Below are 20,889 nucleotides of genomic sequence, written 5' to 3' on the forward strand. Positions count from 1 at the left end.
AAGGGGCAGGACACATGGCAGGGAACCTCAACACAGGACCGGCGCCGCAGCGGCGCCCGGCCCGGCGGGCGGCGCTGGCCGGCCTGTCGGCGCTGGCCCTCGCGCTCGCCGGATGCAGCGGCGCGAAGGTCGGCGAGGCGGGCGCCGGACCCTCGGGCGGCGCCGGCGCAGGGAAGTGCGGCTCCTTCAACCTCGCCGTCAACCCGTGGGTCGGCTACGAGGCCAATGCGGCGGTCATCGCGTACGTCGCCAAGAAGGACCTCGGCTGCGAAGTGACCAAGAAGGACCTGAAGGAAGAGGTCGCCTGGCAGGGGTTCGGGACGGGCGAGGTCGATGCGATCGTCGAGAACTGGGGCCACCCGGACCTGAAGAAGAAGTACATCGAGCAGCAGCAGACGGCCGTCGCCGCCGGGGAGACGGGCAACAAGGGGGTCATCGGCTGGTACGTCCCGCCGTGGCTGGCGCAGAAATACCCGGACATCACCAAGTGGCAGAACCTCAACAAGTACGCGGACCAGCTCAAGACCTCGGAGTCCGGCGACAAGGGCCAGCTGCTGGACGGCGACCCCTCGTTCGTCACCAACGACGGCGCCCTGGTGAAGAACCTGAACCTCGACTTCAAGGTGGTGTACTCGGGGAGCGAGGCCGCACTGATCCAGGCCTTCCGCCAGGCCGAGGCCAAGAAGACGCCCGTCATCGGTTATTTTTACGAGCCGCAGTGGCTGTTCTCCGAGCTGAAGCTCGTCAAGGTGGAGCTGCCGGAGTACAAGGCGGGCTGCGACGACGACCCCGAGAAGGTGGCCTGCGACTACCCCGTCTACGCGCTCGACAAGATCGTCAGCAAGAAGTTCGCCGATTCGGGCAGCCCGGCCTACCAGCTCGTGAAGAACTTCAGCTGGTCGAACGAGGACCAGAACCTCGTCGCGAAGTACATCGCGCAGGACAAGATGTCGCCGGAGGACGCCGCCAAGAAGTGGGTGGAGGGCAACCGCGCGAAGGTCGACGCCTGGCTCGGGAAGAAGGGCTGATCCGCCAGCTCGTTCCCGAGTGCCGCACCGTGCCCGGCGGGCTGTTTCGACAGCCCGCCGGCACGGCTGTTTCCGCCCTCTGCGCAGGGGAGTTGCGTCGCAATCGATCCTCTTGACACCGCCCGGGGGGACCGGCAGTGTGAGTTGCGCAACCTGCACCACGTTGCGCTGACGGCAACTCGATTTCGTTCGAATCGGAGGGGCGTAGATGGCGGGACCGCGCGTGGTCATCATCGGAGCGGGGGTCGTGGGCGCAGCGCTGGCCGACGAACTGTCCTCGCTCGGCTGGACCGGGATCACCGTCGTCGACCAAGGGCCGCTTCCCGCCACCGGCGGCTCCTCCTCCCACGCCCCCGGCCTCGTCTTCCAGGCCAACCCCTCCAAGACCATGACCGAACTGGCCCGCTACACCGTCGAGAAGCTCCGCACCCTCGACGTCGACGGGCAGCCCTGCTTCCTCCAGGTCGGCGGGCTCGAACTCGCCACCACCCCGGAGCGCCTCACCGACCTGCGGCGCCGGCACGGCTGGCTCACCTCCTGGGGCGTCGAAGGCCGGCTCGTGGACCCGGACGCATGCGTGGCGCTGCACCCCCTGGTGAACCGTGAGCGGGTGCTCGGCGGACTCCTGGTCCCCACCGACGGCCTCGCCAACGCGGTGCTCGCCGTGGAGGCGCAGCTCCGGGCCGCCCGCGCCCGGGGCGTACGCCTCCTGGAGCGCCACGAGGTCCTGGACATCCGTACCGAGGCCGACGACACCACCGGCGCCGACCGCGTCACCGCCGTGGTCACGGACCGCGGTGAGATCCCCGCCGACATCGTCGTGTGCTGCGCCGGCATCTGGGGCCCCAAGGTCGCCCGCATGGCCGGGATGAGCCTGCCGCTGACCCCCCTCGCCCACCAGCTGGCATGGACCGGCCCCGTCCCCGCCCTCGCCGGACAGACCGAGGAGGCGGTCCGCCCCATCCTGCGCCACCAGGACGCCGACCTCTACTACCGCGAACGCCACGACCGGCTCGGCATCGGCTTCTACGGACACCGCCCGATGCCGATCTCCGCCGACGACATCGCCCCCCTGGACTCTTCGGAGCAGATGCCCTCCGTACTGCGGTTCACGGCCGACGATTTCGCCGACGCCTGGACCGAGACCCGGTCCCTGCTGCCGGCCACCCGGGACGCCAAGGTCGAGGAGGGCATCAATGGGCTCTTCTCCTTCACCACCGACGGAATGCCCCTCCTCGGCGAATCACCCGACGTCAAGGGCTTCTGGGTCGCCGAGGCCGTCTGGGTCACCCACTCCGCAGGCGTCGGCCGCGCCATGGCCGAATGGCTCGTGGACGGCCACTGCTCCTCCTTCGACCTGCACGCATGCGACGTCAACCGCTTCGAGCCGCACCAGCTCGCCCCCGCGTACGTACTCGCCCGCGACTGCCAGAACTTCGTCGAGGTCTACGACATCCTCCACCCGCTCGAGCCCGCCGGCGCGCCCCGTCCGCTGCGCACCAGCCCGTTCCACGTCCGCGAACGCGAGCTCGGCGCCTTCTTCCTGGAGGCCTCCGGCTGGGAACGGCCCCAGTGGTACGCCGCCAACGAGCCCCTCCTGGACCGGTGGGACATCCCGGTCCCGGGCGACTGGGCCGCGCGGATGTGGTCGCCGATCGTCGGCGCCGAGGCCCTGACCACCCGGGAGAGCGTCGCCCTGTACGACATGTCGGCCCTCAAACGGCTGGAGGTGTCCGGCCGCGGAGCCGCGGCCTTCCTGCAGCGCCTGACCACCTCCGACGTCGACAAGTCCGTCGGCTCGGTGACGTACACGCTGATGCTCGCCGAGGACGGGGGCATCCGCAGCGATATCACGGTGGCACGGCTCGCCCGCCACCGCTTCCAGATCGGGGCCAACGGAAACCTCGACCTGGACTGGCTCACCCGCCACCTCCCGTCCGACGGATCCGTCGTCGTACGGGACATCACCGCGGGCACCTGCTGCATCGGCCTGTGGGGGCCGAAGGCGCGCGAAGTGCTCCAGCCGCTCAGCGACGCCGACTTCTCCAACGAGGGCCTGCGCTACTTCCGGGCCCGCAGCGCCCACATCGGGGCCGTCCCCGTCACCGCCCTGCGCCTCAGCTACGTCGGAGAGCTCGGCTGGGAGCTGTACACGAGCGCCGACATGGGGCTGAAGCTGTGGGACACGCTCTGGGAGGCGGCGCAGCCGTACGGCGGCATCGCAGCCGGCCGGGGTGCCTTCAACAGCCTGCGCCTGGAGAAGGGCTACCGCTCCTTCGGCACCGACATGGGGCACGAACACGACCCGTACGAGGCCGGCCTCGGCTTCGCCGTCAAGCCGGGCAAGGGCGATTTCATCGGCCGGGCCGCACTGGAACGGCGCGCCGCCGACGTCCGGCGCCGCCTCACCTGCCTGACCATCGACGACCCGAGGTCCGTCGTCATGGGCAAGGAGCCCGTGTACGACGGGGACCGGCCGGTCGGCTACGTCACCAGCGCCGCGTACGGCCACACCATCGGCAAGGGCATCGCCTACGCCTGGCTGCCCGCGGAGCTCGCCACGCCGGGCCGCGCCCTGGACATCGGCTACTTCGACCTGCGCATCGCGGCCGTCGTTGCCGAGGAGCCGCTGTTCGACCCGGGGATGCGGCGCCTGCGCGGCCTGCCGGGAGACGCCCGATGAGCCCCCGGGCCCCCGGCGCCGAGCTGCCCGAACATCCCTCCTGGCTGTGGCGCACCCCCGAGCCCAGGCGCAGCTACGACGTGGTCATCGTGGGCGGCGGCGGACACGGCCTGGCCACCGCCCACTACCTGGCGAAGAACCACGGCATCACCGACGTCGCCGTCCTCGAACGCGGCTGGCTCGCCGGCGGCAACATGGCCCGCAACACCACCATCATCCGCTCCAACTACCTCTGGGACGAGAGCGCCGGGATCTACGAGCACGCCCTCAAACTGTGGGAAGGGCTCGAGGAGGACCTCGACTACCCGATCCTGTTCTCCCAGCGCGGCGTGCTGAACCTGGCCCACACCCTCCAGGACGTACGGGACGGCGTACGCCGCGTCGAGGCCAACCGGCTGAACGGCGTGGACGCCGAATGGCTCGACCCCGCGCAGGTCAAGGAGGTCTGCCCGATCGTCGACACCTCCCCGGACGTGCGGTATCCCGTCATGGGCGCCACGTACCAGCCGCGCGCGGGCATCGCCAAGCACGACCACGTCGCTTGGGGCCTCGCCCGCGCGGCCGACGCCGCCGGCATCGACCTCATCCAGAACTGCGAGGTCACCGGCATCGACGTGCAGGACGGCCGGGTCACCGGGGTACGGACCTCGCTCGGCCCGATCGCCGCCGGCCGCGTCGCCCTCTGCGCGGCCGGGCACTCCTCCGTACTGGCCGCGATGGCCGGCTTCGAGGTACCCCTGCAGAGCCACCCGCTGCAAGCGCTGGTCTCCGAGCTGCTGGAGCCCGTACACCCCACCGTCGTGATGTCCAACGCGGTGCACGTGTACGTCAGCCAGGCCCACAAGGGCGAGCTGGTCATGGGCGCCGGCATCGACGCGTACAACGCCTACACGCAGCGCGGCGCGTTCCACATCATCGAACGCCAGATGGCGGCCGCCCTCGAACTCTTCCCCGTCTTCGCCCGCGCGCACGTCCTGCGCACCTGGGGCGGCATCGTCGACGTCAGCCCCGACGCGTCCCCGATCACCGGACTCACCCCGGTGGAGCACCTCTACGTCAACTGCGGCTGGGGTACCGGCGGTTTCAAGGCCACACCCGGAGTCGGCTGGGCCTTCGCGCACACCATCGCCCACGACGCCCCCCACCCGCTGGCCGCCCCCTTCACGCTCGAACGCTTCACCACCGGCGCGCTCGTCGACGAGCACGGCGCGGCCGCGGTGGCCCACTGAGGAGCCGAGACGATGCTGCTCATCCCCTGTCCCTGGTGCGGGCCCCGCGACGAGGCCGAGTTCCACTACGGCGGCCAGGCCCACGTGCCCTACCCCGCGGACCCCGCGGCCCTGAGCGACCAGGCGTGGGCCCGCTACCTCTTCTTCCGCGACAACCCCAAGGGCCCCTTCGCCGAGCGGTGGAGCCACGCGGACGGCTGCCGCCGCTGGTTCAACGTCGTCCGGGACACGGCGACCAACGAGATCCGCTCCGTCTACCGGACCGGCGAGCAGAGGCCGGTGAGCTCATGACCGCACACCTCTTCCGGCTGCCCGACCGCGGCCGCATCCGGCGGGACCAGCCGCTCGCCTTCCGCTTCGACGGCGTCGCGTACGAGGGCTACCGGGGCGACACCCTTGCCTCGGCGCTGCTCGCCCACGGCGTCCACCAGGCGGGCAGCAGTGTCAAACTCGGCCGCCCGCGCGGGATCTTCACCGCGGGCATCGAGGAGCCGAACGCAGTCGTACAGATCGAGGAGCCCTTCCCCGAACCGATGCTTCCCGCCACGGCCGTCGAGCTGTACGAGGGGCTCGTCGCGAGCAGCCTCCCCGGGCAGGGCCGGCTCGCCACCGCACCCGACCCCGCCCGCTACGACGCGGTCCACGCCCACTGCGATCTGCTCGTCGTCGGCGCGGGCCCGGCCGGCCTGGCCGCGGCGACGGCGGCAGCCCGCAGCGGGGCGCGCGTGATCCTCGCCGACGACCGGCCCGAACCGGGCGGCAGCCTGCTCGGTACGGGCGAGCTGCCCGAGTGGGCCGCCGCCGCGGGCGCGGAGCTCGACGCGGCGCCCGAGGTCCGCGTACTGCTCCGCACCACCGTCTTCGGGCACTACGACGACAACCACGTGCTGGCCGTGGAGCGCCGCACCCACCACCTCGGCGCCCAGGCCCCCGCGCACGTCTCCCGCGAGCGGGTGTGGCGGATCCGGGCGCGCCGGGTCGTGCTCGCGACCGGGGCGCACGAACGCCCGCTCGCCTTCGCCGACAACGACCGCCCCGGCGTGATGCTCGCCGGGGCCGCCCGTACGTACCTGCACCGGTTCGGTGTCGTACCGGGCCGCCGCGCGGTCGTGTTCACCACGAACGACAGCGCCTACGCGGCCGCACTCGACCTGGCCGCGGCGGGTGTGGCGATCGCCGCGGTCGTCGACGCCCGGCCCCGGCCGGGGGAGTGGGCCGGCCGTGCCGCCGAAGCCGGCATCGACGTGCTCGCCGGGCACGTGGTGACGGGCACCGAGGGCGCGCCCCGGGTCTCCTCGGTGACCGTGTCCGGTCCCGGGGAAGGCTCCGCAGCGCGTGAGATCCCCGCCGACCTCCTGCTTGTGTCCGGCGGCTGGAACCCGGCCGTCCACCTGTTCAGCCAGGCCGGCGGGCGCCTGCGGTACGACGCGGCGCTCGGGACCTTCGTACCGGACGGCTGCCGCCAGGCCGTGGAGGCCGCCGGCGCGGCACGCGGCGCGTTCGACCTCACCCGCTGCCTGGCCGAGGGCCGGGCCGCGGGAACCCGGGCCCTCGGGGCCGAGGGCTTCACCGCCCACGAAGCGCTCCCGCTCCCGCCGGTCGCCGAGCAGCCCCAGGCCCCCGCCCGGCACCTGTGGGTGGTACCCGGTACGGACACCGCCCGCAGCTTCGTGGACCTCCAGCGCGACGTCACCGTCGACGACCTCGCCCGCGCGACGGGCGCAGGCCTGCGCTCGGCGGAACACCTCAAGCGCTACACCACGGCCGGCACCGCGAACGACCAGGGCAAGACCTCGGGCGTCCTCGCGAGCGGAGTCGTCGCACACCTGCTGGGCGTGGACGTCGGCGAGCTGGGCACGACCACCTTCCGCGCCCCCTACGCCCCGGTCTCCTTCGCCGCGCTCGCCGGCCGCGACCGCGGCCCGCTGCACGACCCCGTACGCGTGAGCGCTCTGCACGACCGGCACGTCACGCTCGGCGCCGAGTTCGAGAACGTCGGCCAGTGGAAACGGCCGTGGTACTACCCGCAGGCCGGCGAGGACAAGGCGGCGGCGGTACTGCGCGAATGCCGCGCCGCCCGCGAGGGCGTCGCCCTCATGGACGCCTCGACCCTCGGCAAGATCGACGTACAGGGGCCGGACGCCGGAGCCTTCCTGGACCGGCTCTACACCAACATGATGAGCACCCTGAAGGTCGGCATGGTCCGCTACGGCGTCATGTGCCGCCCGGACGGGATGGTCTTCGACGACGGCACCGCCATCCGCCTCGCCGACGACCGCTACCTCGTCACCACCACGACCGGCAACGCCGCGGCCGTACTGGACTGGATGGAGGAGTGGCTCCAGACGGAGTGGCCCGAACTGCGCGTGCACTGCACCTCCGTCACCGAACAGTGGGCCACCGTGGCCCTCGTCGGGCCGCGCTCCCGGGACGTCCTGCGCGCCCTCGCCCCCCGACTCGCCGTGGACGCGGCCGACTTCCCGTTCATGGCCTGGCGGGACACGGCCGTCGCCGGGATTCCGGCCCGCGTGTGCCGGATCAGCTTCTCCGGCGAGCTGGCGTACGAGATCAACGTACTGCCGTGGGAAGCGCCCGAGCTGTGGGAGGCGCTGTACGAGGCGGGCCGCCCCCTCGGCATCACCCCGTACGGCACCGAGACGATGCACGTCCTGCGCGCCGAGAAGGGCTACCCGATCGTCGGCCAGGACACCGACGGCACCGTGACCCCGCAGGACCTCGGCATGGGCTGGGTCGTGTCCCGCAAGAAGCCCGACTTCATCGGCAAGCGCTCGTACACCCGGCCCGACACCGCCCGGCCCGACCGCAAGCACCTCGTCGGACTGCTGCCGGACGACCCCGGCATCCTGCTGCCCGAGGGCACCCAACTGGTCGCCGCCGCCCCGCTGCCCGAACCGCCGGTGCCGATGCTCGGACACGTCACCTCCAGCTACCGCAGCGCGGCGCTCGGCCGGACCTTCGCGCTCGCGCTGGTCAAGGGCGGCCGGGAGCGCATCGGCGACCGGCTGTACGCACCCGTGGGCGGCGGCCTGGTCCCGGTCACGGTCACCGGTCCCGTCCTCTACGACCCCGAGGGGGCACGCCGCGATGGCTGACACCGCCGCCCGCCGCGCCGGGCTGAGCCCGCTGGCGCCGTACGCCGAACGCTTCGCCGCCGCCACCCGCGCCTCGGGCGGAGCCCTGCGGCTGGCGGAACTGCCCTTCCTCGCCCAGGTCGACGTACGGCTCGACCCCAAGGGCCCGGCCGCGGACGCCGTGGGACTCGCGCTCGGCTTCCCGCTGCCGACGCAGCCCAACACGGTCGCCCACGGCGGTGAGTTCGCGGCGCTGTGGCTCGGCCCGGACGAATGGCTCGTCATCGGCCCGGCCGGAACCCGGACGCAACTCGAAGCCCGGCTGCGCGAGGCCGTCGGCGACCGGCACACGGCGGTCACCGACGTCTCGGCGCAGCGCACCACCCTGCTCGTCGGCGGAACCAGGGCCGCCGAACTCCTCGCGCACGGCTGCTCCCTCGACCTGCACCCCCGCGCCTTCGGCTCCGGCCGCTGCGCCCAGACCACGTTGGCCAGGGCCCAGGTGGTGCTGGTCCCGTGCGACGAACACCGGCCCGGATTCCGGGTCCTGGTGCGCTCCTCGTTCGCCGGATACCTCGCCGCATGGCTCCTCGACGCGGCATCGGAATACATCTGGAATTCGCCCGACCCGACCCCGGCCCGAACGCTGCCCGGCTAGCGTGGCACCGGTCGCGCGACCAGGGAACGCGCTGGTGCCCGGAACCGGGAACCAGCGGTACAGGCCGAGGAGATGATGTGCGCAGCTTGCTGTCGGCGTCGACGAACGCGTATGCAGAAACCTTCCGCCGTCAGCGGTGGGCCAGAGTCCGCCGGGCCGGGGCCACCGCAGGCCTCGTCGCCGCGGCCCTCGTGATGACCCTTCCGGCCATCGCGGTCGCCGATGTGATGCCGCCCCTGCCGCAGAACGCGGACGGCCTCGAGCAGACCTTCTCGCCCGCCTTCGACTACGACGGGGACGGCTGCTACGCCACTGCCGCCATCAGCAGCAGCGGCGCCCTCAACCCGGGTCGGGGGCCAGGCGGGGCGGTGAACGGGCACTGCCGGGACTACGCGCAACTGCAGAACTCCAACACGTACTCCCGCGAGAAGTGCAACAACGGCTGGTGCGCCGTCATGTACGCCGGCTACTTCGAGAAGGACCAGGCCACCCTCGGCCCCGCGGCCATCGGGCACCGCCACGACTTCGAGCACGTCGTGGTCTGGATCAAGGACAACGAGGTCCAGTACGTGTCGACTTCGCAGCACAGCGGCTGGAAGTGGTACCCCCGCTCACAGGTCCGCTTCGACGGGACGCACGCCAAGGTCGTCTACCACAAGGACGGCGCCTCGACCCACTTCTACCGCCTTGCGAACGGCAACGACGAGCCCGCGGAGAACCACACCGGCAACTGGTTCTACCCGCGCCTCGTCGGCTGGAACGGCTACCCGGCCGGGTTCCGCGACAAGCTGATGACCGCCGACTTCGGCTCCGCCACGATCAAGATCTCCGACGGCCGCTTCGGCGACGCCCTGAACGCCGCCAAGCCCCCCATCCCCTTCGACCCCTACGCATGACGCCCGCGGTGCCGGCGTACCGCGTCGCGGTTGGCGCAGCGCTGGGTGCAGTAGCGCCGGCGTCCGGTGCGGGAGGTGTCGGCGAAGACCGTGGCGCACTCGCTCACGGCGCACCGCCGCAGCCGGTGCATGCCCCGCCCGGCCAGGTGCAGCGCCGTCCCGACGGAGATCACCGAGAACAGCAGGGAGCCGAGCGGCTGCCGGTCGGGGCGGTAGTGCAGGTGCCAGCCGTCGCCCGCGTGGTCGGTCAGCCGCGGATGGGCGGTCGCCGCCTCCAGCATCCGGTTGACCAGCTCGGCGCGCTCCGGCTCGTCTTCGGCGTCGACCACCTTCTCCCACGCATCCAGCGCTGCCCCGACCCGGTCCAGATCCTGCCGCGTGGCCGGTCCCTCCAGGGCCAGGCCGGCTGCGCGGCAGCGCTCCGCGAGTTCCTCGGGGCTCGCCGGACGCCGGTTGGCCAGGTCCGCAGCGAGGTTGACGGCGTCCTCGCCGTAAGGGTTGAGGTGCACCAGACCATTACACCAGTGTGGAGGGCATGAGAGACCACACCGGAGTACGGCAGGCGACGGACGGCGATATCGCGGAACTCGTCCGTCTGCGGGCGCTGTTGTTCGAGGACCTCGGCGGAGCATTCTTCAACCCCGCTTCAGAGGACGGCGATTGGCGCGAGACGCTGGCCGTGGTGCTGAAGGAACAGCTGACGGCGGACTCCGTGCAGATCCTCGTCGTGGACGGCGACGACGGCCTCGCCGCATGCGCCATCGGCACCGTCGAGCAGCGGCTGCCCGGCCCGCACCTGCGCAACGGCCGGATCGGGCACGTGATCGGGGTGGTCACCGATCCGGCCCACCGGCGGCGCGGCCACAGCCGGGCGATCATGCGGGCCCTGCTCGACTGGTTCCGCGAACGTCAGGCCGCCCGCGTGGACCTGTACGCCTCCACCGACGGCGAACCGCTCTACCGCGCGCTCGGCTTCGACGACCACCCGGACCCCGCCCTGTGCCGGCGCCCGTGACGGCGGCATCACGGGCAGCGCCGGCAGCGGCCGCGGGCTCGCCCGGGGCGGGCGGGTGTCGACGTGCCGGAGGGCGGGGAGGGAACATGGTCGGGTGCGAAACCTTCCAGGGCGTGACCAGGGTGCCGAGGGTGGCCAGGGGGCCGAGCGGGCCGCGGGGCCCGAGGGGGCCGACCAGCGGCTGCTGGGGGAGGCGCTGCTCGACGCCTGCAGCGACGCGGGGGCGTCGATCATCATGCTCTACCTGCCCGACGCCGCCCGGCGCGTCCTGCACCTGGCGATGGCCGCCGGGGTGTCCCGCGAGTTCGCGCTGCCCTGGTCCCGCGTCGGGCTGGACGATCCCATCCCGGTGGCCGACGCCGTCCGGGACAGCCGGCTCGTCTGGCTCGGCGGCCAGGAGGAGACGGCCCGCCGCTACCCGCGCCTCGGCCTGGTCCTGCCGTACGATTTCGCCCTCGGCGCCGCCCCGATCCCCGCCCGGGCCGCCGACCGGGAGAGGCCCCCGGGCGCCGGTCTCGTACTCCTGTGGCCCGGCTCCCACGGGCCCCGCCTGAGCGACGTGGAACGCCGGTCCGTGGAGTCGTCCTGCCACCGTCTCGCGCACATCCTGGGGCAGGCCGCCGACGGCGGCCGCCCGATCCGCCCGCCGGCACACCCGGTCATACTGCGACCGCTTCCGCCGCCCACACCCGGGCCGGTCGAGGCGGCCGCCGCCCTGGCCTTCGTCCGCAGGCTGCCCGGCGGCAACTGCGCACTCGACCTGAACGGCACGATCACCTTCATCACCCCCGAGGCCGCCGAGCTGCTCGGCGCACCCGTCTCCGAGCTGCGCGGAGCCCTGCCCTGGGAGGCCCTTCCCTGGATGGACAACCCCACCATCGAGGACCACTACCGGGCCACCGTGATCAGCCGGATGCCCCGCAGCTTCACCGCCGCGCCCCCGATCGGCCGGTACCTGCGGTTCGACCTCTACCCCGACGACACCGGGATCAGCGTCCGCATCAGGCCGGTCGCCGACCAGCCCGCCCCGCCGCCCGCCGCCGCGACCGCCGCCTCGGCGGAGCCGTCCCCCAGCCGGGCCACCGCCCTTTACCAGCTCATGCACCTGGCGGCCAGCCTCACCGAGGCCGCCCACGCCCAGGACGTGGTCGACCAGGCCGCCGACCAGCTCGTCCCCGCGCTCGGAGCCCAGGCCATGGCCCTCCTGGTGGCGGAGGAACAGCGCCTGCGCATGGTCGGGCACCGCGGCTACCCGGCCGAGCTCATGGCCCGCTACGACGGCATGCCCCTCAGCCTCGACACCGCCACCACCCACGGCCTGCGTACGGGCAACGCGCTGTTCTTCGGCGACGAGAACGAGCTCCTGGCCGCCTTCCCGGCGATCGTGGTCGCGGACGGCATGGCCGCCTGGGCCTTCCTGCCGCTGATCGCGTCCAAGCGCCCCATCGGCACCCTCGTCCTCGCCTACGCACGCCCCCGCACCTTCGCCCCCGGCGAACGGGCCGTCCTCACCTCCATCGCCGGACTCATCGCCCAGGCCCTGGACCGCGCCCGCATCTACGACTCCACCCACCAGCTCGCCCACAGCCTGCAGACGGGCCTGCTGCCCCACGCCCTGCCCCGCATCCCGGACCTCGAAGTGGCCGCCCGCTACCTGCCCGCGGCGCACGGCCTCGACATCGGCGGTGACTTCTACGACCTCATCCGCATCGACGACACCACGGTCGCGGCCGCCATCGGCGACGTCCAGGGCCACAACGTGAACGCCGCCGCCCTCATGGGCCAGGTCCGCGCGGCCGTCCACGCCACCGCCGGCGCACCGCCCGAAGAGGTCCTCGCCCGCACCAACCGGCTCCTGACCGACCTCGAACCGGGGCTGTTCACCAGCTGTCTGTACGCCCACATCGACCTGGCGGCCCAGACCGCCCACCTGGCCACCGCCGGCCACCCGCCGCCCCTGCTGCGCCACGCCGGCGGCCCGACGCAGATGCTCCACCTGCCGCCGGGCCTGCTCCTGGGCATCGACCCCGACGCCTCGTACACGGCCGTCGAGATCCCCTTCACCCCCGCCACCCTCCTCGCCCTCTACACCGACGGCCTGGTCGAGGTCCCCGGCGAAGACCTCGAGGAAGCCATCGCCGCGGTCGCCTCGCGCATCACCGGAACCCCCGAGGACCACCCCCTGGACGATCTGGCGGACGACCTCATCGACCACGCCCGCAGCGGCGCCCCGCGCACCGACGACACCGCCCTCCTCCTCCTGCGCTCCCAGGCGTCCTCGCGGACTCAGCTGTAGACCACCGGGCAGCCGTGCGCCAGGCAGTGGCGCGCCGCATGCAGGTGGAGGGCCGTGTGGAACGTCCTGTCCGCGCCCGGGACTTCGCGCGCGGAGGCGTCGAGGAACCACGAAGTCAGGGCGAGGGGGCCGGAGGGGGCGAGGACCTCGGGCGGAAGCGGCACGGACGCCGCCAGGCGCTGCGCCATGAGCAGCACCTGCGGAGCGCCGGCGATGGCGACGGGGTCGTCGGGCTCCTCCTGCGTCGTCACCGTGATCTCCGGGTCGAGGGAGAGCGGCACCAGCACGGACCAGGCGAGCAGGTCGTCCGCTCCGTGTTCCCGGCACAGCTCGACGAACCCGCCCATCGGGGCGACCAGCTTCTCCTCGAAGCGGGGTGCCGGGCCCGACCCGGGTTCGTACGGCGGCAGCCCGCGCCTGCCCAGTTCCCGGTTCAGCCCGGACGCGATCTCGGCCCGGCCGCCCTCGTCCGCATCGTGCCAGTCCTCCGCGGTGACGCTCACCATGTATATGCCCATGGGCCACAACGTAACGCGGGGCGCGGAACGTGACGGAGCCCGGGAGCATATCCAGCTCCCGGGCTCCAGCTTGCCACCCAATTGCGCACACCGGCGGCGTTTAAGAGCCGCGGATCATTCTGAGACCGACGTGTTCTGCCTTTGAACTACCGCGCCACGAGAGAGGCGCAGAGGGGACTTGAACCCCCATCCGTCGATGATCGTCCGCGCTCGGTCGATCCGGCGTTCGGCGGCGAATGCTGAGACTGGAGCGAGAATCTGAGTTTCACGGGGCCGCCTCTACCGGCTTGGGCCACCCCGGCACGTGTGCCGGGGGAGGGATTCGAACCCCCAACTGACACCCCTTGGTCAGCTTCAACATCAGTTTCAGCTTTGCGCTTTGCGCGCACCCCCCCCGCTCGCACAGGGGGCGATCTTGAGGCTACCGGAACAGGTAGCCGAACACTGCATCCCCGACGCGCTGGTCGGTGACCTCGGTGCCGTTGGCCTCCTCGCGGGCGAACTTGACGGCTTGCTGGAGCCTTTCGACCCGGTCGAGGAGCTCGTTGACCCGGCGGGCCGGCAGCGCGCCGGAGAACTTCACCGTCGTCCAGTAACCGACCGGGATGTCCTCGTAGTACACCTCGACCTGGGCCGGGTGCTTCTCCGTCGCCTCGGCCTTCACGTGGTTGCGCGGCACCTTCTTGGTGCGGATCGTGCGGACCGGGTCGGTCTTCCACGCATCCGTCGAGGGGTCGAGGTTCCACGCCTCCGACGCGTCCAGGACGGGGAGCTTGCGTACGAACGTGTGCAGGTCGGTGAGCTGCTTCTCGAGGAACAGCAGGTACGGGACGGGTACTTGGGGCAGCAGGACCGTTCCGTCGACGACGACGTCCGCAGCCGCCGTGCGGTTCGCCCAGTCCTTCGTCGCCGTCACGTCGAACAGCCGCGTCAGCGTTCCCGCCGTCGCGCGCAGCACGTCCTCCGCCTTGACCTGCACCCGCGTGGACTCGGGCGGCAGTTGCTCGCCCTCCTCGTCCTTGGGCTGGTACGTCCGCGAGATACCGGCGAGCAACGCCGGCTTCTGGACGTCCTGGTGGGCTTGGGTCAGCTCCTGGAGAGACTTGGACTTGACGCCCTTCTCCACTGCGATGATCTGATTCAACTTCGGCACACGAGGAAGCTAACAGCACAACAGTCCACCGCACACCCGAGTTTTCGTGCGGGCCTCCCCGCGAACGCGCGCGGCCCGTTCCGCCGCCCGTGGTGGGCGGCGGAACGGGCCGTGAGTACGCGCAGCGTGCGACTTGCGTGCGATGGGATCAGACCGCCGGGGCCGGGTACGTCGGGTACTCGACGCCCGAGACGTGCTGGACGACGCGGATGACCTGGCACGAGTAGCCGAACTCGTTGTCGTACCAGAGGTAGAGGATGGCGTTGTCGCCGTCCACCTTGGTGGCGCCCGCGTCGACGATCGAGGAGTGGCGCGAACCGACGAAGTCCATGGAGACGGCGTCGGGAGCCGTGGTGAAGTCGATCTGGCGCTTGAGCGGCGAGTGCAGCGAGACGTCGCGGAGGTAGTCGAGGACCTCTTCGCGGGTGGTCTCACGGCCCAGGCGCAGGCTCAGGATGGCGATCGAGACGTCCGGGACGGGGACGCGGATCGAGCTGCCGGTGATCGGCGCCTTGAGGTCGGGCAGCGCCTTCGCGACGGCGGAGGCGGCGCCGGTCTCGGTGATGACCATGTTGAGCGGCGCGGAGCGGCCGCGACGGTCGGCCTTGTGGTAGTTGTCCAGCAGGTTCTGGTCGTTCGTGAACGAGTGGACGGTCTCCACGTGACCGCGCAGGACACCGTACTCGTCGTCCATGGCCTTGAGCGGCGGGACGATCGCGTTGGTGGTGCAGGAGGCGCAGGACAGGATCTGCTCGTCCGGCTTGATGGTGTCGTGGTTGACGCCGTGGACGATGTTCGGGACGTCGCCCTTGCCCGGAGCCGTCAGGACGACCTTGTCGATGCCGGGGCGCAGGTGCTTGGACAGACCCTCGCGGTCACGCCACTTGCCCGTGTTGTCGATGAGGATGGCGTCCTTGATGCCGTGCTCGGTGTAGTCCACCTCGGACGGGTCGTTCGCGTAGATCACCTTGATGGCGTTGCCGTTGGCGATGATCGTGCTGTTCGCCTCGTCGACGGTGATCGTGCCCTGGAACTGGCCGTGGATCGAGTCGCGGCGCAGCAGCGAGGCGCGCTTGACCAGGTCGGCCTCGCCGCCCCCGCGGACGACGACGGCGCGCAGGCGCAGCCCGTTGCCGGAGCCGGCCTTCTCGATGAGCAGGCGGGCGACGAGGCGGCCGATGCGGCCGAAGCCGTACAGGACGACGTCGCGGCCGTCGCCGCGCTCGATCTTGTTCGCACCGGTGGCACCGGCGACGGCCTCGGCGGTGAAGCGCTCCACGGTCAGGCCGCGGTCGTCGGCCTTGTAGTTGGCGGCGAGCATGCCGATGTCGATCTGGGACGGGCCCAGATCCAGCGTGGTGAGCGCCTGCAGGAACGGCAGGGTCTCCGTGACGGAGAGCTCCTCGCCGGCTATCTGACGGGCGAATCGGTGGGTCTTCAGGATGCTGACCACCGACTTGTTCACCAAGGAGCGGCTGTGCAGCAGGATCGTCACGTCCTGCTCGCGGTGCAGCTTCCCGATGATCGGGATCATCGACTCCGCGATCTCCTCGCGGTTCTTCCAGTTGGTGAACGAGTCGTCATTGACAGTCACAGGTTTATCTTTCGAGCTAGGCGGCGCTCACATGCTAACCCGACGCCACTTTGGGCACTCAAGGGGTACCGTCGGAGCAACCATTTGCGGTGATCTGTCGGATTTGCCCTTGGGTAATCCTCCGAGTGGCCCGCGCGCTCACGAAAGAGGGCGGAGAGGGAAGGCGGGGGAGGGGTGAGGGGGCGACATCCCGTCGCGGAGGCCGGTGGGCCGTCCGGGGGGGGGGCAGAGGTGAAGACGTATCCATCATGACAGGTCAGAGGCCGTTTTCGTAGGATCAAGGGCACAGTCGATTGCCCTTGTTTGGGCCCCTGTGCGGCTTTGAGAATCACCGTCATGAATCACTCGGCGAACATCAATCACGACGCAGTCCTCCGAGCCCGGGTCGCCCTCCTCGGATCGGCGAAGCCGCCCGTCCGCGAGCGGGTCGCGGCCTACCGCGTCCTGGTCCAGGTCAGCCCCCTGGCCTACCTGCCCCTGCTGTCCGCCGCACTGTGGAAGTACAGCCGCTACGAGTTCGCTCACCAGCCGGAGACCGCGCTGGCCCTGCGCGCCGAGTCCGTCGCCGCCGCGCGGCGCATGTGCGCGCTGGAACCCGGCTGGGGTGATCTCCTCGTCACCGCACTGACCAACCACCGGGAGCTGTTGATCCTCATGGACCGGCAGGAAGAGGTGCGCGCGGTGGAGGAAGAGCTCACGCGCCTGGCGTCCGACGAGCGGTAGCCGGCCGCCGCGGTGCCCGACCGGCCGCACGGCCGGTCGGGCACCGCGCACCGGGAGTGGCCCGGACGGCCCGTACGCCGTCAGCCGGCGATCGGGTACATGGTTCCCCGGCGCCCCTCCGGCGAGGTCAGCCACTCCAGCTTCTCCGCCGTGTCGGTGGCCGGCAGCGGGGTGTGCAGCACGATCGAGAGGTCGGGCCGGGCCGGTACGCGCAGCTGCGTCGACTCGACGAACAGCGTCCCCACGACCGGGTGCTCGATCTCCTTGCGGATCTGGCCGCCGGGCCGGATGTCCCGCTGGTCCCACAGCGCGGTGAACTCGGGGCTGAGCTCCCGCGCCTCCTCGATGACCGCGCGGAACCCCTCGTCCTCGGGCCACTCCGAGCTCGCGGCCCGGTACTGGGCGACCACGGTGCAGGCGATGTCCGCCCAGTGGGGGGAACGGGCCTTGTAGATGGGGTCGGTGAAGAACGCGATCAGACAGTTCTGCACGATCTCCGGGCGCATGCCGAGCACGAGCGCGGCCGCGTCGTTGTACAGCACGGTGTTCCAGTACACGTCCATGATGTGCGCGGGGAACGGCATCCAGGCGTCGATCAGCCGCTTCAGCCCCTGGCACATGTCCCGGTCGGCGGGCGCCACTTCGAGCGCGGGCGGGTTGAGCCCCGCCAGTACGTACAGGTGCCGGCGCTCGGCGCTGGACATCTTGAGGACCCGCCCCACCGAGTCGAGGACCTGCGGCGACACCGTGATGTCGCGGCCCTGCTCCAGCCACTGGTACCAGGACACCCCGACCCCCGCGAGCACGGCGACCTCCTCCCGGCGCAGCCCCGGGGTGCGGCGGCGGGCCCCGCCGTCGGGCAGGCCCGCCTCGACGGGGGTGACCCGCGCCCGTCTGCTCATCAGGAACTCGCGCAGCTCGGAACGGCGGTGCTTGTCGATCGGTGTAGCCACTCACTCCCCCTGTCGGCTGCCTGGTGGTGCCACCAACAGGATAAGTTCCCACTCTCCACGGGCATTCCCGGGCCGCGAGGGTAGTGGCCATGGCGATCGACACGCATACGACGACGGCACCCACGACAACCACCACCGGCCCCGGGGCAGCGGCCCCCGCCCCCGGGCACGAACGGCTCACGGGCCGGGCCAAGCTGGTCCTCTTCGTGCTCTGCGCCGCCCAGTTCATGGTGGCGCTCGACTTCTCCGTACTGAACGTGGCCCTGCCGGTGCTCGGCAAGGACCTGGGCCTGAGCCGGTCGGCCCTGCAATGGGCGGTCACCGCCTTCGCCCTGCCCTCCGGCGGCTTCCTCCTCCTCTTCGGCCGGATCGCCGACCTCTACGGACGCAAGAAGCTGTTCCTGATCGGCCTCGCCCTCTTCGGTACGGCCTCGCTGCTGGCCACCCTGGCCTGGGACCCGGCGTCGTTCCTGGCCGGGCGCGCCCTGCAGGGCCTCGGCGCGGCGGTCATCGTGCCGACCGGCATGTCCCTGCTGACCACCACGTTCCCCGAGGGCCCGCTGCGCGACAAGGCGATCGGGATCTCCGGCACCCTGCTCTCCCTCGGCTTCACCATCGGCATGGTCCTCGGCGGCGTCATGACCGACACCCTCGGCTGGCGCTCCACGATGGGGCTGCTCTCCGTCACCGCCGTGATCGTGCTCGCCCTCGCCCCCGGGCTGCTGCCGGAGTCGCGGACCCCCGACCGCCCGCGCCTGGACGTACCGGGCGCCGTCACCGTCACCGGCGGTCTGCTCGCGCTGATCTACTCCCTGTCCTCGGCGGCCCAGCGCGGCTTCGGCGGTGTGGACGTGTGGGGCACGCTGCTCGCCGGCCTGGCCCTGCTCGTCGCCTTCGCCGTGGTGGAGTCGAAGACCGCGGCCCCGCTGGTCTCGCTGCCGATGCTGAAGCGCCGCACGATCGCCTGGGGGAACGTCGGCGGTCTGGTGACCTTCTCGATGATGTCGACGGTCATCTTCGTCCTGACCCTGTACCTGCAGGAGACGCTGGGGCTGTCCTCCTTCCAGACCGGTCTGGTCTTCGGCGTCCAGGGCGTCGCCTCCGCCTTCGCCGGCTCGTTCGCACCGAAGGTCATCGGCCGGTTCGGCGCCCGCCGCACCCTGACCGGCTCGCTGCTCGGCCAGGGGCTCCTGACCGCGGCCCTGCTCGCCGTCGGCGCCGAGTCGGGCGCGCTGGTGGCGACCGTCGCCGTCTCGGTGGCCAGCATGTTCCACCTCGGCGCGATCATCTCGTACGGGCTGACCGTGACGAGCGGCGTGCCCGACGAGGAGCAGGGCCTGGCGACCGGCCTGGTCACCACGACGCAGCAGGTCGGCATCACCATCGGGATCCCGCTGCTCGGTGTCCTGGCCACCACGCAGGCCTCGCTCTTCGACGGGGTGCGCACGGTCCTGGCGATCGACGCGGCGATCGTGCTCGCGGCGGCGGTCCTGGTGGGCCTCGGCCTGGGCGGCCGTACGAAGAAGGCGTGATCGGTGGCCGGCGCCCTCCTGCGCGGCGGTCCCGCCGGTCCGGCCGGTGGCGCCGGATGATCGGGCCGGACGGCCGGCCCGGACACGGGGGCGGGCACGCACACGAGGAAACGGGAGAGCCGATGCGACAGCGGGTTCCGCTCCTGACCGCCGCCCTGGTCGCCACGGCACTGGCCGTGGCGCCCGGCTGCGGCAGCCCGTCGGTCCTTCGCGGCGCCCCCGCCGCCTCCCCTTCGGGGCCGGGCCAGGCCGCTCGGGAGTTCTCCGGCCCGGTCGACGTGGGCGGCGGCCGAACGCTCCATCTGAGCTGCAAGGGGGCCGGCAGCCCCACGGTCGTCCTGGAGTCCGGGCTGCACGATGCCTCCGACACGTGGAACGTCACCGAGACCCGGCCGCCCGTCCCGAAGTCACCCGCCGTGTTCCCGGGCGTGGCCGCCTTCGCCCGGGTGTGTGAGTACGACCGGCCCGGGACCATCCGCCACACGAACCCTCCGGCACTCACGACCCGGAGCACGCCGGTGACCGGGACCCGCTCCCTCGCCGCGATGGCCTCGGATCTCGACAGGGTGCTGACGGCGGCTCACGTGCCCGGTCCCTACCTGCTCGTCGGCCACTCCTTCGGCGCAATGATCACCCGGCTGTATGCCCAGCAGCATCCGGAGAAGACCGCCGGCCTCGTCTTCGTCGACGCGTTCGGCACGAACATGCAGCCGTTCTTCGCCGCGCGGTGGCCCGCGTACCTGAAGCTGCTCAACAACCCCGGTACGCCCTTCGACGCGGATCCGCGGTTCGAGAAGGTCGACATCGAGGGTGCGGTCGGCGCGGTGAAGGCGGCGAAACCCCTGCCGAAGGTCCCGATGGCCGTGCTCAGCAAGACGGAGCCGTTCGCGACCCCCGCCGGGAGCCCGCAGGCCGTCCTGGCACCGCTCGAGCGCGCCTGGCCCGAGGTCCAGCAGGCCCTGGTGGAGCTGGGGAACCAGACCCCGCACCTCCTGGCCACCGGAAGCGACCACTACGTACAGGTGCACGACCCCGATCTGACGATCGGTGCCATCCGCCTCGTCGCGGGCCGAGCCCGCGCCGGACGGTGACGGTCCGGCCGCCGGTCATGGCCTGGCCTCAGGCCCGCTTCCACCGGGGCGGGTTCCCGGGGGATACGGGCTCCGGTGCGGGTTCCGGACCGCGCAGGTGCAGGTCGCGGACCGTGGCCGCGGTCTCGCGTTCGAAGTGCTCCCAGGAGACCAGCCGGCGCCAGGCCGGATCCGGCCGCCCCGGCACGGTGGCTCCGCGCGCCGCCCACTCCCGGGCGAGCTGCTCGAACAGCGGGGCCGCCGTGGCCGCGTGGGCCGGCTGCCGGGCAGTGGGGACGTACGGGGGGCGGCCGCCGTCATCAGGAGCCGCCCGGTGTCGCGCCGTGGTGGCGAGCGTGGAGCGCGTCGTCGTCATGCCTGGGCAAACGATTCGCTGGGCGGCGGGGACACGGACGGCCGCATGCCGAGGTCAGACTTTCCGCCGGGCC

General features: G+C 71.8%; 16 protein-coding genes and 2 pseudogenes. 12 read left to right on the forward strand and 6 right to left on the reverse strand.

Annotation, left to right across the window (positions count from 1 at the left end; genetic code table 11):
* Positions 1 to 14: 14 nt before the first annotated feature.
* The 6 genes and pseudogenes from OG299_RS35605 (at position 15) to OG299_RS35630 (ending at position 9,586) form a co-directional block, all read left to right on the forward strand.
* The gene (locus OG299_RS35605; RefSeq protein ID WP_266632392.1) at positions 15 to 1,028 is read left to right on the forward strand and encodes an ABC transporter substrate-binding protein; all 1,014 of its coding nucleotides are present in this window, start codon (positions 15 to 17) and stop codon (positions 1,026 to 1,028) included.
* Positions 1,029 to 1,236: 208 nt separating this feature from the next.
* On the forward strand, positions 1,237 to 3,711 hold the full coding sequence (locus OG299_RS35610) for a GcvT family protein (RefSeq protein WP_327363748.1): 2,475 nt from the start codon (positions 1,237 to 1,239) through the stop codon (positions 3,709 to 3,711).
* Positions 3,708 to 4,940, forward strand: a complete 1,233-nt coding sequence (locus OG299_RS35615; RefSeq protein WP_327363749.1) for a sarcosine oxidase subunit beta family protein — start codon at positions 3,708 to 3,710, stop codon at positions 4,938 to 4,940. The genes OG299_RS35610 and OG299_RS35615 overlap by 4 nt, the downstream gene beginning before the upstream one ends.
* 12 nt (positions 4,941 to 4,952) lie before the next feature.
* Positions 4,953 to 8,053: pseudogene (locus OG299_RS35620) on the forward strand (sarcosine oxidase subunit delta family protein).
* Positions 8,046 to 8,690 carry a sarcosine oxidase subunit gamma gene (locus tag OG299_RS35625; protein WP_327363750.1) on the forward strand — a complete coding sequence of 215 codons (645 nt, stop codon included), beginning with the start codon at positions 8,046 to 8,048 and terminating at the stop codon, positions 8,688 to 8,690. The pseudogene OG299_RS35620 and the gene OG299_RS35625 overlap by 8 nt, the downstream one beginning before the upstream one ends.
* 194 nt (positions 8,691 to 8,884) lie before the next feature.
* Positions 8,885 to 9,586: an NPP1 family protein gene (locus tag OG299_RS35630; protein ID WP_266633778.1), complete on the forward strand. Its 702-nt coding sequence runs from the start codon at positions 8,885 to 8,887 to the stop codon at positions 9,584 to 9,586.
* On the opposite strand, the gene OG299_RS35635 is transcribed toward OG299_RS35630, so the two are convergent.
* Complete coding sequence (locus OG299_RS35635; RefSeq protein ID WP_327363751.1) at positions 9,577 to 10,095, reverse strand: CGNR zinc finger domain-containing protein; 519 nt, start codon at positions 10,093 to 10,095, stop codon at positions 9,577 to 9,579. The genes OG299_RS35630 and OG299_RS35635 overlap by 10 nt on opposite strands.
* Before the next feature lie 26 nt (positions 10,096 to 10,121).
* Here OG299_RS35635 and OG299_RS35640 point away from each other — a divergent pair, with 26 nt between their 5' ends.
* The 3 genes and pseudogenes from OG299_RS35640 (at position 10,122) to OG299_RS42850 (ending at position 12,897) form a co-directional block, all read left to right on the forward strand.
* A complete protein-coding gene (locus OG299_RS35640; protein ID WP_327363752.1) occupies positions 10,122 to 10,601 on the forward strand; it encodes a GNAT family N-acetyltransferase in 480 nt (159 codons plus the stop codon).
* A gap of 1,099 nt (positions 10,602 to 11,700) precedes the next feature.
* Positions 11,701 to 12,090, forward strand: a pseudogene (locus tag OG299_RS42845) (GAF domain-containing protein); the annotation flags it as partial.
* Between the two features lie 39 nt (positions 12,091 to 12,129).
* A complete protein-coding gene (locus OG299_RS42850) occupies positions 12,130 to 12,897 on the forward strand; it encodes a PP2C family protein-serine/threonine phosphatase (protein ID WP_405706610.1) in 768 nt (255 codons plus the stop codon).
* On the opposite strand, the gene OG299_RS35650 is transcribed toward OG299_RS42850, so the two are convergent.
* The 3 genes from OG299_RS35650 to OG299_RS35660 form a co-directional block, all read right to left on the reverse strand.
* Complete coding sequence (locus OG299_RS35650) at positions 12,888 to 13,415, reverse strand: hypothetical protein (RefSeq protein ID WP_327363754.1); 528 nt, start codon at positions 13,413 to 13,415, stop codon at positions 12,888 to 12,890. The genes OG299_RS42850 and OG299_RS35650 overlap by 10 nt on opposite strands.
* Before the next feature lie 421 nt (positions 13,416 to 13,836).
* Complete coding sequence (locus tag OG299_RS35655; protein WP_266632406.1) at positions 13,837 to 14,568, reverse strand: DUF7873 family protein; 732 nt, start codon at positions 14,566 to 14,568, stop codon at positions 13,837 to 13,839.
* 148 nt (positions 14,569 to 14,716) lie between these two features.
* The gene (locus OG299_RS35660) at positions 14,717 to 16,162 is read right to left on the reverse strand and encodes a glyceraldehyde-3-phosphate dehydrogenase (RefSeq protein ID WP_266632408.1); all 1,446 of its coding nucleotides are present in this window, start codon (positions 16,160 to 16,162) and stop codon (positions 14,717 to 14,719) included.
* A gap of 336 nt (positions 16,163 to 16,498) precedes the next feature.
* Here OG299_RS35660 and OG299_RS35665 point away from each other — a divergent pair, with 336 nt between their 5' ends.
* On the forward strand, positions 16,499 to 16,885 hold the full coding sequence (locus OG299_RS35665) for a hypothetical protein (protein ID WP_327363755.1): 387 nt from the start codon (positions 16,499 to 16,501) through the stop codon (positions 16,883 to 16,885).
* An 80-nt stretch (positions 16,886 to 16,965) separates the two neighbouring features.
* Here OG299_RS35665 and OG299_RS35670 read toward each other — a convergent pair whose 3' ends face one another.
* Complete coding sequence (locus OG299_RS35670) at positions 16,966 to 17,787, reverse strand: helix-turn-helix transcriptional regulator (RefSeq protein ID WP_266633782.1); 822 nt, start codon at positions 17,785 to 17,787, stop codon at positions 16,966 to 16,968.
* 140 nt (positions 17,788 to 17,927) lie between these two features.
* Here OG299_RS35670 and OG299_RS35675 point away from each other — a divergent pair, with 140 nt between their 5' ends.
* The gene (locus tag OG299_RS35675) at positions 17,928 to 19,370 is read left to right on the forward strand and encodes an MFS transporter (RefSeq protein WP_327363756.1); all 1,443 of its coding nucleotides are present in this window, start codon (positions 17,928 to 17,930) and stop codon (positions 19,368 to 19,370) included.
* 122 nt (positions 19,371 to 19,492) lie between these two features.
* Complete coding sequence (locus OG299_RS35680; protein ID WP_327363757.1) at positions 19,493 to 20,461, forward strand: alpha/beta fold hydrolase; 969 nt, start codon at positions 19,493 to 19,495, stop codon at positions 20,459 to 20,461.
* Positions 20,462 to 20,489: 28 nt separating this feature from the next.
* Here OG299_RS35680 and OG299_RS35685 read toward each other — a convergent pair whose 3' ends face one another.
* Positions 20,490 to 20,816: a hypothetical protein gene (locus OG299_RS35685; RefSeq protein WP_327363758.1), complete on the reverse strand. Its 327-nt coding sequence runs from the start codon at positions 20,814 to 20,816 to the stop codon at positions 20,490 to 20,492.
* Positions 20,817 to 20,889 lie beyond the last annotated feature (73 nt).

This window comes from Streptomyces sp. NBC_01296, from assembly GCF_035984415.1.
Classification (GTDB): Bacteria; Actinomycetota; Actinomycetes; order Streptomycetales; family Streptomycetaceae; genus Streptomyces.